The following is an 11,976-nucleotide window of genomic DNA, read 5'->3' as shown; positions in this document are numbered from 1 at the left end:
CGGTCGGGGACAGCGTTTCGTCTCGCGGAGACCTGCGCTGAGCGAGCGCAGCGAGTCGAAGTGTCGCTCAACGACCGACTCCCCTTCCGGTCGTTGAGCGAGGAGCGCAGCGGCGAGTCGAAACGCGGCGACCCGGTCGGGGACAGCGTTTCGTCTCGCGGAGACCTGCGCTGAGCGAGCGCAGCGAGTCGAAGTGTCGCTCAACGACCGGAGGCCGGCGCGGCGAAGCGAGCTGCGCCGGCGCTCAATGAGCGGTGAAGAACGCGGCGGCGACGCGGGAGAGGTCGTGCAGATCGCTGACGCCGGCGAGCTCGCGGGCCGAGTGCATGGACAGGATCGGGATGCCGACGTCGACGGTGCGGATCCCGAGCCGGGTCGCGGTGATCGGCCCGATCGTCGATCCGCACGGCACGGCGTTGTTCGACACGAACTCCTGGCTCGCGACGCCCGCGGCCTCGCACCAGGCGTTCCAGGCGGCAGCGCCCACGGCGTCGGTCGCGTAGCGCTGGTTGGCGTTGATCTTCAGGATCGGCCCCGAGCCGAGCAGCGGCTGGACGACGGGATCGTGCTTGCCGACGTAGTTGGGGTGCACGGAGTGGCCCACATCGCTGGAGAGGCACCAGGAGCCGGCGTACGCGCGCAGGGTGTCCACGGGGTCGGCGCCGAGTCCGGCGTAGATCCGCTCCAGGACGTCCTCCAGGAACGGACCCGCCGCGCCGGAGCGGGAAGCCGATCCCAGCTCCTCGTGGTCGAAGGCGGCCAGGACCGCGATCCGGTCGCCGGCCGGGCCGTCGGCGGAGGCCTCCGCGAGGGCGACGACGCCCGCGTGCACCGAGGCCAGGTCGTCCAGCCGGCCGCTGGCGAAGAACGCGTCGTCCTTGCCGAACACCGCTCCGCGCGCCGAATCGGCGACGACCGCGTCGAAACCGCGGATGTCGGCCGGATCGACACCGGCGGACGCGGCGAGCTCAGCGAGCAGATCCTCCTCGACGGGGTCGCCCAGGCCCCACACCGGCTGGGTCTCCACCTGCTTGTCGAGGGCGAGGCCGTTGTTGGCGCCGCGGTCCAGGTGGATCGCGAGCTGAGGCAGCCGCAGCAGGGGACCCGTGGCCGCGAGGACGACGCGGCCGTCGGCGAGGGCGAGGCGCCCGGCCAGGCGCAGCTCCCGGTCGAGCCAGGAGTTCAGCAGCGGACCGCCGTAGACCTCGACGCCGGCCTGCAGCCATCCCTTGGCGCCGGTGGTCGGGCGCGGCTTGAGCTTGAACCCGGGGGAGTCGGTGTGCGCGCCGAGGATGTGCGCCGCCGTGGTGGCGGAGGCGCCTGCCGGCACGGTCCACGCGATCGCCGCGCCGTCCCGGACGACGACGAAGCGGCCGCCGGCCTGGCGCGGCCAGGCCTCGGTCTCGTCGAGGCGCCGGAAGCCCACGTCCTCCAGGCGCCGGGCGACCTCTTCGGCGGCGTGGTAGCTGGACGGGGATGCGGCGACGAAGTCTGCGAGGTCTTCGGCGTGGGCGCGGGCGGCCGACGTCTCGGGCATGGGGCACCTTCCTGAGCGGACGCGCCGCGGCCTCGGCGGTCGGCCCGGGACGGGGCCGAGCGGCGGCGGCGCTCTTCGATCGTAGGCGACCCCTCGCGCCGATGCTCATCGAGTGGTCAGTTTCTGTGGGTTGCCGGGCGCTGAACCCACAAAAACTGACCACTCGACAGAGGGGAACGGATCCCCTTGCGCACTTCCAGTTTACCGGCGGGACCGGGGCTTGCGGCAAGGGCCCCATGGGGGCGCAGAATGGGTGGCTTCGCCATCCCGACGGGAGAACCGTGACCCCTGCCGCACCCCTCTCCGCTCAGCCCGACCAGACCCCCGACCAGACCCCCGACCAGACCCCCGAACCGCCCCTCGACGCCCTCGGGCGCGCCGCGCACCATGCCGACGACGGCGGGCGGCGGACGGCGGTCTTCGCCCTGCCCGCCGAACGCGCCCGCAAGGCGGATCCCCGCCTCATCTCCGCGGACGAGGATCATCTCCGCGCCCTGGACGCGCGTCTCGCCGAGGAGGTCGCCGAGAGCGAGGAGCGGCTGACCCGGCTGCGCGCTCTCTCCGTGCGACACGGGCAGGAGGCGCTCGAGCGGGACCTCGAGATCCACCGGCTGTCGTCGCGGATCCAGCTCCTGCGTCGCTTCGGCGTCGACCTGTGCCTCGGGCGGATGATCCGCCGCGACGAGTCCGAGCCCGTCTACATCGGGCGGATCGGCCTCACCGCGAGCGACGGCCGGCGTCTGCTCGTGGACTGGCGGGCACCGGCCGCCGAGCCGTTCTTCGGAGCGACCCACGCCGATCCCCGCGGCCTCGTCAGCCGGCGCCGCTACCGCTGGACCGGGCGGCGCATCACGGACTACTGGGACGAGGTCTTCGACGTCGACGCCCTCGGGGACGACGCGCGCGACGCGGACGAGATCGGGCGGGCCGCGCTCGACGACCAGTCCGCGTTCATCGCGAGCCTCGGCGCTAGCCGTTCGCCGCGCATGCGGGACGTGCTGGGCACGATCCAGGCCGACCAGGACGCGATCCTCCGCTCGCCCTCGCGCGGCGTGCTCGTCGTCGACGGCGGGCCGGGGACGGGCAAGACCGTCGTCGCGCTGCACCGCGCCGCCTATCTCATGCACGCCGAGCCCCGGCTGGGCCGAGGCGGCGGCGGTGTCCTGTTCGTCGGCCCGCACCGCCCGTACCTCGCCTACGTGGAGGATGTGCTGCCGAGCCTCGGTGAGGACGGCGTCCGCGTCTGCACGCTCACCGACCTCGTGCCCGAGGGCCGGGACGGGGACGCGATCGCGGTCGAGACGGATCCCGAGGCGCTGCGGATCAAGTCCGGGAGCCGCCTGCTCGATGCGGTCGCCGCCGCCGTGCGCTACCACGAGCAGCCCCCGTCCACGCCGCTGGAGGTCGAGACCCCGTGGCGTGACGTGCGCGTGGAACCGGCCGACTGGGCGGCCGCGTTCGACGCCCCGGAGCCCGGCACCGCCCACAACGAGGCGCGCGACATCGCCTGGGACGCGCTCGTCGGCGCGCTCGTCGAGGTCCACGCCGACGAGGACGTGCCGCCTCGTCAGCTCGATGCCGCGCTTCGGCGCAGCACCTCCCTGCAGCGGGCGTTCGCCGCCGCCTGGCCGATCCTGGATCCGGCCGGCGTCGTGGCCGATCTGTGGAGCGTCCCCGCCTACCTCCGGATCTGCGCCCCGTGGCTGACGGAGGCGGAGCGGGACGCGCTCCATCGCGAGGTACCCGAGGCGCGGCGCTGGACGCGATCGGACCTGCCGTTCCTCGACGCCGCGCGGGACCTCATCGGCGATCCGCGCGGTTCCGCGCAGCGGCGACGCGAGGAGCGGGTCTCGCAGGAGGAGCGGGAGCAGCGGGACAGGGTGATCGATGAGCTCATCGCCGCGGACGACGACTTCGAGAGCGCCGTGACGGGCTACTTCTTCGGACCCGATGGCGAGGGCATGCGCGACGCGATCCTCGACGAGGCCGCGCGTCTGCGCCCGGACCCGGACGCGCTCGCCGGTCCGTTCGCCCACGTGATCGTGGACGAGGCGCAGGAGCTCACCGACGCCGAATGGACGATGCTGCTGCGCCGCGCCCCATCCCGCAGCCTCACGGTGGCCGGCGATCGTGCGCAGGCCAGGCACGGGTTCCGGGAGAGCTGGCGGGCGCGGCTGGAGCGGGCGGGGCTGCGCGAGATCCGCGAGGCGTCGCTGAGCATCAACTACCGGACGCCGGAGGAGGTGATGGCCGCCGCCGAGCCGGTGATCCGCGCCGCGCTGCCGGACGCGAACGTCCCGACGTCGGTGCGCCGCAGCGGCGTTCCCGTGCGGCGGGGACGCGTCCCGGAGCTCGACGCCATCCTCTCCGCCTGGCTCGACACCCATGAGGAGGGCCTCGCGTGCGTGATCGGCGCGGACCGGGCGCTCCGGCATCCGCGGATCCGATCGCTCACCCCGCAGACCGCCAAGGGGCTGGAGTTCGACCTCGTGGTCCTCGTCGACCCGGAAGGGTTCGGGGACGGGATCGAGGGTGCCGTGGACCGCTACGTCGCGATGACCAGGGCGACGCAGGAGCTCGTGCTGCTGACGCCCTGACCCGTTCCGGCACGACGGTGGCCGACCGATCGAGGTAGGCAAAATACCGGTAGGTCACATACCCTGGGAGTTCAGGGGGAAGACGTGCGCCATCGGCGTGTCGTCGGGATGAAGGGGATCTTCGTGGGGTCTTGGACTGAATCGTCCGTCGTTCGTGGTGTCGCGGGAGCCACCGCCGCCGTGCTGCTCGCGGCCGGACTCACCGTCGTCGGACAGGCCGTCGCTCCGGTCGCCGCTCAGGCGGCGCAGGACCCGACGGTCTGCGCGGGGTCGGTGTCGCTGGTCAACGGCGGCTTCGAGCAGCCGACCGTCAGCGGCAACTACCAGATCGTGAACGAGTCGGTCGTGCCCGGCTGGTCCACGACCGCCACGGACAAGATGATCGAGCTGTGGCGCAGCGGGTTCCAGGGCGTCCCCGCCGCCGCCGGGAACCAGTTCGCCGAGCTCAACGCGAACCAGCGGAGCATGCTCTACCAGGACGTGGCGACCACGCCCGGGCAGACGCTCACCTGGTCCCTCAAGCACCGTGGACGCAGCGGCACGGACGTCATGCGCGTGCGGATCGGTGCCCCAGGCGCGCCCACGAGCCTCCCGATCGTCCGCGACAACATGGCGGACGGCAACACCGCCTGGGGCGCGTACACCGGCACCTACACCGTCCCCCCGGGCCAGACGACGACGCGGTTCGGCTTCGAGGCGGTCTCGTCCGCGGGCGGCAACGCGAGCGTCGGCAACTTCCTCGACGACATCACGTTCGGCACCGGGCCCTGTCTCGTCAGCAGCAAGTCGGTGACCAACGTCACCCGCGGCGGGACGACCGCCGAGGTGGGCGACGTCCTCCGCTACACGGTGACGACGCGCAACGACGGCGGCAACCCGGCGACGCAGGTCTCGTCCGGCGACGTCATCCAGGCCGGCCAGGAGTTCGTCCCGGGATCCCTGCGGATCGCGGCGGGCGCGGGGGCGGGCGCGCTCACGGACGCGGCCGGGGACGACCGGGCCGAGTACGTCTCGGGCGACCGGAGCGTCCGGTTCCGGCTCGGTGACGGCGGCACCGCCGCCGCCGGAGGATCCCTCGCCGCCGGAGCCTCCGCCACCTACACCTTCGACACGCGGGTGACGCTCGCCGGCGCGGACACGACGATCCGCAACGAGGCCCTCGTCTCCTTCCGCGACCTGGACGGCCAGGAGCGTACCTCGCGGACGAACGAGACCACCGTCCCCGTCGGCCCGGCGGCCGATCTCCGGGTCACGAAGACCCTCGACACTTCCCCCCTCGTCGCCGGTCGGCCGGTCACCTTCACGATCCGCGCCACGAACGCCGGCCCCCAGACCGGCACCGGCGTGACCGTGACGGACACGCTCCCGGCGGGGCTCACCCAGGTCTCCGCGACCACGGCGGGCGGCGACTGCACGGTGAGCGGATCGACGGTCAGCTGCGCGATGGCGGACCTCGCGGTCGGCGCGGACGTCCCGATCACGATCAGCGGCGTCCTGAGCCCGGTCTTCCCCTCCGGCTCCGCCCTGCACAACACGGTCACGATCGCGGGAGACCGGTTCGACCCCGACCGGTCCAACAACACCGCGGGCGTCAACGGCATCCTGTCGGCGTCGGCGGACCTGTCGATCCAGAAGGTCTTCGCGCCGGAGGCCCCGGTGGCGGGCGAGAACCTGACGTACACGCTCACCGTGCGCAACGACGGACCGTCCGATGCGCAGGACGTCACGATCACGGATCCCCTCGATCCCGACACGACGTTCGTGAGCGCGACCCCGGCGGAGTCCGCGTGCGCCGTCACCGACGGCACCGTCCGCTGCGCCCTCGGCACTGTCCCGGCCGGCGAGGAGCGTTCGGCGGTGATCACCGTCACGCTCGCCCCCGGTGCGACCGCCGTGGTGCAGAACACCGCCACGGTCACGTCGTCGACGAACGACCCCGACCCGTCGAACAACGCCTCCTCCACCAGCTTCGAGCCGACCGTCATCGCGGATCTCGCGGTCGTCAAGACCGCCTCGGTCGAGGAGGTCGCGGCGGGCGGGACGTTCGACTACACGATCGTCGTGCGCAACCTCGGCTCCTCCACGGCGCAGAACGCGGTCCTCGACGACATCGTGCCCGCCGGGCTCACGATCACCGGCGTCAACGGCACGGCCGACTGCGCCGTCCAGGACGACACGGCGCTCCGCTGCGCCTGGGAGACGCTCGCGGCGTCGGAGACCAGCACGATCGTCCTGGCCGTCCAGGTCGATCCCGATGCCCCCGAGGGCACGCTGACCAACACCGCCTCCGTGGCCGCCCCCGCGGACGACCAGGACACCTCGAACAACTCCGACTCGGCCGACGTCCGCGTGGTCCAGAGCGCGGACCTCGCCGTCCAGAAGCTCCACGCGGGCGACCCCGTCCCCGGATCCCGCTCGGTGTACACGATCTCCTACCGGAACAACGGTCCGTCGACCGCCCGGGGTGCCGTGATCACCGACGTCCTGCCCGCCGGCTTCACCCCCGGCGCGCTCGACGCGGGCTGCACGGTGACCGACGGCGTGGTCTCCTGCGCGCTGGGCGATCTCGCTCCCGGTGCCGGAGCCGAGATTCACATCGAGGGGGCGTGGGACCAGAGCCTCACCGGCACGGTGAGCAACGCCGCGACGATCGAGTCGGCGACCCCGGACCCCGACGAGAACAACAACACCAGCACCGTGGAGAACGACTTCGCCCCCTCCGCGGACCTGTCGATCGTCAAGACGGCGGTGGAGCAGCGCTTCCCGCACATCGGCGGTCCGGTGGAGTACGACGTGGTGGTCCGCAACGACGGGCCCTCCGTCGCCCAGGACGTCGTCGTCGACGAGCAGCCCTCCGCCGGCGTGATGATCTCCGGCGCGGAGCCCTCCCGGGGCGTCTGGGACACCGCGACGGCGCGCTGGCTCGTGGGAGCCCTCGCTCCGGGCGAGAGCGCGACGCTCCGGGTCACCGGGACCTTCGCGGCGACCGGCGACGTGGCGAACACGGCTGTGGTCACCTCGAGCACTCCGGACCCCGATCCGCAGGACAACACGTCCACCTCGGTCGTGCCCGTGATCGCCGCCGCCGACATCTCGGTCGAGAAGACCGCGGACGTGAACCGGATCAGTGCCGGCGGCACGATCACCTACACCCTCACCGTGCGCAACAACGGCCCGAGCACCTCGGAGATCGTGAACGTCTTCGATCTGCCGAGCAGCGGACTCGTGGACCTCGCGACGACGACCCCGGAGTGCACGGCGCGAGACCGGAGCGTCGACTGCACGCTGGTCATGTTCGAGGACGGCGCCGTCTTCACCGCCACGATCACCGCACGGGTCGACCCCGCGACGACCGACTTCTCGGTGCTGAACGACGCCCGCGTCGTGTCGCCGGTCACCTACGACCCGAACGGGCGCAACGACTCCTCGATGATCACCACGATCATCGAGCGCCACCCCGCCCTCGAGCTCGTCAAGACGCCGAGCGCGCCGGTCGACGTCGACGGCGACGGCCGGATCGGCGCCGGGGACGCGATCGACTACACCTTCACCGTCCGCAACACCGGCGATGTGCCCCTCCACGACGCGACCGTGACGGACGCGCTGCTCGGCGGCGCGATCGACTGTCCGGAGCTCACCGGCGCGACGATCGGGGTCGGGGAGTCCGTCTCCTGCACGCCGGTGCGCTACCTCCTCACGCAGGACGACGTGAACGGCGGGTCGGTGCACAACGAGGCGACCGCCTCCGCGACCGATCCGGTCGGAGCCGTCGTGACCGACGACGGCACGGCGGACACGACGATCCCGTCCGTCAACGCGATCAGCCTGGTCAAGCAGGCCGGATCCGTCGTGGACGCGAACGGGGACGGGCTCGTGAGCGCCGGCGACACGGTGGACTACTCGTTCACGGTGCGCAACACCGGCACCACGACCCTCACGAACCCGGTCATCACCGACGAGATGCTCGGCGGTGACGTGCTCTGCCCGGACGTGCCCGCCGAGCTCGCCCCCGGTGCCGAAGCGGCGTGCGGGCCGATCACGTACACGCTGACCCAGGACGACGTCGATCAGGGCGTCGCGCACAACGTGGCCACCGTCATCGCGGACGCGCCGCGCGGCACCGTCACCGACGAGGCCGAGGCGACCGTGCGCATCGACGGCACGGACGCGATCGAGCTCGTGAAGACGCCGTCCGCGGTCCGCGACGTGAACGGCGACGGGCTGATCGGCGCCGGCGACGCGATCGACTACGTCTTCGCGGTGCGCAACACCGGGTCGACCACGCTCGAGCAGGTGACCATCCGCGACCCGCTGCTCTCGGCGGGACCGCTGTGCGGCGTGTCCCTGCTCCCGCCGGGCTCGCCCTGGACCTGCGGCCGCTTCACGCACACGCTGACCCAGGCCGACATCGAGGCGGGTCTCGTGCACAACACCGCCCGCGTCGACGGCACCGGATCCATCGGACCCGTCTCCGACGAGTCCAGCGCCGACGTCGTCATCACGGGCTTCAACGGCATCGAGCTGACCAAGGACGCCGGCGCACCGGTGGACGCGGACGGCGACGGCCGGATCGCCGCGGGCGACAGGATCGACTACACGTTCACCCTGCGCAACTCCGGGACGACGATCCTGCGCGACCTCGTGCTCAGCGATCCGCTGCTCGGCGGCGCGGTCGACTGCCCGGCCCTCGACGGCGCGGAGCTGAGCCCCGGCGACAGCGTCTCCTGCGGTCCCGTCGCGTACACGCTGACCCAGACGGACCTCGACGCCGGCACCGTGCACAACGCGGCCACGGCCACGGGGCGCTCGACCAGCGGTCCGGCGACCGATCGGGACACGGCCGACGTGCCGCTGCCCGCGGAGGACGGCGTGGAGCTGGTCAAGGACGCCGGTGCGCCGGTGGACGCGACCGGCGACGGGCGGATCGGCGCGGGCGACACGGTCGCGTACACCTTCACCGTGCGCAACACCGGGACGACCACCCTGACGGGCGTCGTGCTCAGCGATCCGCTGCTCGGCGGCGCCGTGACCTGCCCGGAGCTCGACGGCGTGGCCCTCGCCCCCGGTCAGGCGGTGACGTGCGCCCCGGTGACCTACACGCTGACGCAGGAGGACGTGGACCGCGGCACTGTGCACAACACCGCCGAGGCGACCGCGACGGCGCCGGGCGGACGCACCGTCACGGATGACGACACCGCCGACGTGACCATTCCGGCGGTCGACGGGCTCGGCCTGGAGAAGGCCGCGGGAACGCCGGTCGACGCGAACGGCGACGGACGCATCGGCGCGGGCGACACGATCGAGTACACGTTCACCGTGCGCAACACCGGCACCACGACGATCATCGACGCGCGGCTGTCGGATCCGCTCCTCGGCGGTGACATCGCCTGCGACGCGCTCGTGGACGTGGCGCTGAGCCCGGGAGACCAGGTCGTGTGCGGGCCGGTCGCGTACGCGCTGACCCAGGAGGACGTGGAACGCGGATCCGTGCACAACGAGGCGTCCGTGACGGGCACCGCGCCGGACGACCGACCGGTCTCCGGCGAGGACGACGCGGACGTGTCCTTCGTCCCGGTCGCCGCCGTGGAGCTCGACAAGACCGCCGGCGAGCCGGCGGACTTGAACGGCGACGGCCGGATCGGCGCCGGCGACACCGTGGACTTCTCGTTCCGCGTCGTCAACACCGGCACGGTGCGGCTGAGCGGGCTGGAGCTGCATGACGGGATGCTCGGCGGCGCGATCGGCTGCCCCGCGCTGGACGGCGCGGTCCTCGACCCCGGTGCGGCGATCGACTGCGGCCCGGTCACGTACACGCTGACACAGGCCGACGTCGACGCCGGTGCGGTGCACAACGTCGCGGAGGTCTCGGGCGACTCGGTGCGCGGGCCCGTGTCCGACGAGGACGCGGTCGACGTCGTCCTGCTCAGCACGAGCGGCATCGCGCTGGACAAGGTCGCCGGAGCCCCGGTGGACGCCGACGGGGACGGCGTGCTCGGCGCGGGCGACACGGTCGCCTACACCTTCACGGTCCACAACACCGGCACCACGACGCTGACCGACGTGGTCGTGACCGACCCGATGCTCGGCGGAGAGGTGGTCTGCGCGGCGATCGACGGTCCGCTGGCCCCGGGATCCTCGGTCACCTGTGCGCCGGTGGTGCACACCCTGACGCAGGGTGACATCGACGGAGGCGTCGTGCACAACGAGGCCTCCGTCTCCGCGACCTCTCCGCAGGGTCCGGTCGACGACGACGCGCAGGCGGACGTCGCGATCGACGGCGCCGATGCGATCGGCCTCACCAAGAGCGTCGTCGCTCTCGTGGATCGGGACGGCGACGGGCGCACCGGTGCGGGCGACGCCGTGGACTACGCGTTCACGGTCCGGAACCTCGGCACCACGACGCTCACGGATCCGGAGCTGTCCGATCCGCTCCTCGGCGGAGCGCTGGACTGCCCCGCTCTGGACGGCGCGACGCTGGCTCCGGGCGCGAGCGTCGACTGCGGTCCGATCCGCTACCTGCTGACCCAGGAGGACGTGGAGCGCGGCACCGTGCACAACGAGGCCGTCGTCACCGCGACCGGCCCGCGCGGCACCGTCTCCGACGACGCGGCGGCCGACGTGGCGATCACGGGGGAGACCGGGATCGCACTGGTCAAGACCGCGGGCGCCCCGACCGACGCGGACGGCGACGGGCGCATCGGCGCCGGCGACACGGTCGCGTACACGTTCACGGTGACGAACACCGGCACGACGACCCTCACCGGCGTCGCGATCACGGACCCGCTCCTCGGCGGCCCCGTGGCGTGCGACGCGCTCGGTGACGGGTCGCTCGCCCCGGGGGCCTCCGTGACCTGCGCACCCGTGGTCTACTCGCTCACGCAGGCCGACGTCGACGCCGGGACCGTCCACAACGAGGCCACGGCCTCCGGCACGGGCGGCGGCGCCGCCGTCAGCGACCGGGACACCGCGGACGTCGCGGTCCACGGGACGGACGGGCTGGCGCTGGAGAAGACCGCCGGCGACATCGTCGACGCGAACGGCTCCGGCCGCGTGGACGCCGGCGACACCGTGGCGTTCTCGTTCACGGTGACGAACACCGGCACGACGACGCTCCACGGCATCGCGGTGACGGACGCGCGGCTCGACGGCGACGTCGTGTGCGACCCGACCACGCTGGCTCCGGGCGAGTCGGTGACCTGCACCGGCCCCGCGGCCGTGCTGACGCAGGCCGAGGTGGACGCGGGAGCAATCGTGAACACGGCGACCGCGACCGGCGACGGCAGCGGGACGGTGACCGTGGACGACACCGTGACCGTGCCGATCGACGCGCCGGCGGCGGTGACGCTGGAGAAGTCCGGCGGCGACTACGTCGACGCGAACCGCGACGGAGCCGTCAGCGCGGGCGACACGGTGGCCTTCCGCTTCCGCGTCGTGAACACCGGTGCCGTCACGGTCACCGGCCTCACGATCGAGGATGCGCTGCTCGGCGGCACCCTGGACTGCGCCATCCCGGCGCTGGCCCCGGGCCAGAGCGCCGAGTGCGGCCCGATCGTCTACCGCATCACCGCGGCCGAGGCCGCGCGCGGGATCGTGGACAACACGGCGACGGTCCACGGCAGCGCCGGGGACGACCCGGTGTCCGGCACGGACAGCGTGCGCCTGGACCTGCCGGTGCTCGCGATCACGGGTGCCGTGATCGCCGGGCTCCCGTGGGCGATCGGCCTGCTGCTCCTCGGCGGACTCGCGCTTCTCGTCTCGATCCTCCTCCGTCGCCGTCGCTCCGAGGCCTGACGCCCGGTCGAGTGGTCAGTTTCTGCGGGTTCGCGCCCGTGCAACCCACAG

General features: G+C 72.9%; 3 protein-coding genes. 2 read left to right on the top strand and 1 reads right to left on the bottom strand.

The genetic code is table 11. From position 1 onward, the window contains the following. Positions 1–244 precede the first annotated feature (244 nt). The gene (locus V6R91_RS35370; protein ID WP_336399217.1) at positions 245–1,537 is read right to left on the bottom strand and encodes a M18 family aminopeptidase; all 1,293 of its coding nucleotides are present in this window, start codon (positions 1,535–1,537) and stop codon (positions 245–247) included. Positions 1,538–1,962: 425 nt separating this feature from the next. Here V6R91_RS35370 and helR point away from each other — a divergent pair, with 425 nt between their 5' ends. Further along, positions 1,963–4,134, top strand: a complete 2,172-nt coding sequence (gene helR, locus V6R91_RS35365; protein ID WP_336399231.1) for an RNA polymerase recycling motor ATPase HelR — start codon at positions 1,963–1,965, stop codon at positions 4,132–4,134. A gap of 123 nt (positions 4,135–4,257) precedes the next feature. Further along, positions 4,258–11,925 carry a DUF7507 domain-containing protein gene (locus tag V6R91_RS35360; RefSeq protein WP_336399216.1) on the top strand — a complete coding sequence of 2,556 codons (7,668 nt, stop codon included), beginning with the start codon at positions 4,258–4,260 and terminating at the stop codon, positions 11,923–11,925. Positions 11,926–11,976: the final 51 nt, after the last annotated feature.

The organism is Microbacterium sp. CCNWLW41 (assembly GCF_037083505.1).
The sequence above is the reverse complement of the archived record's forward strand: the minus strand, read 5'-3'. Positions and strand labels throughout refer to the sequence as shown.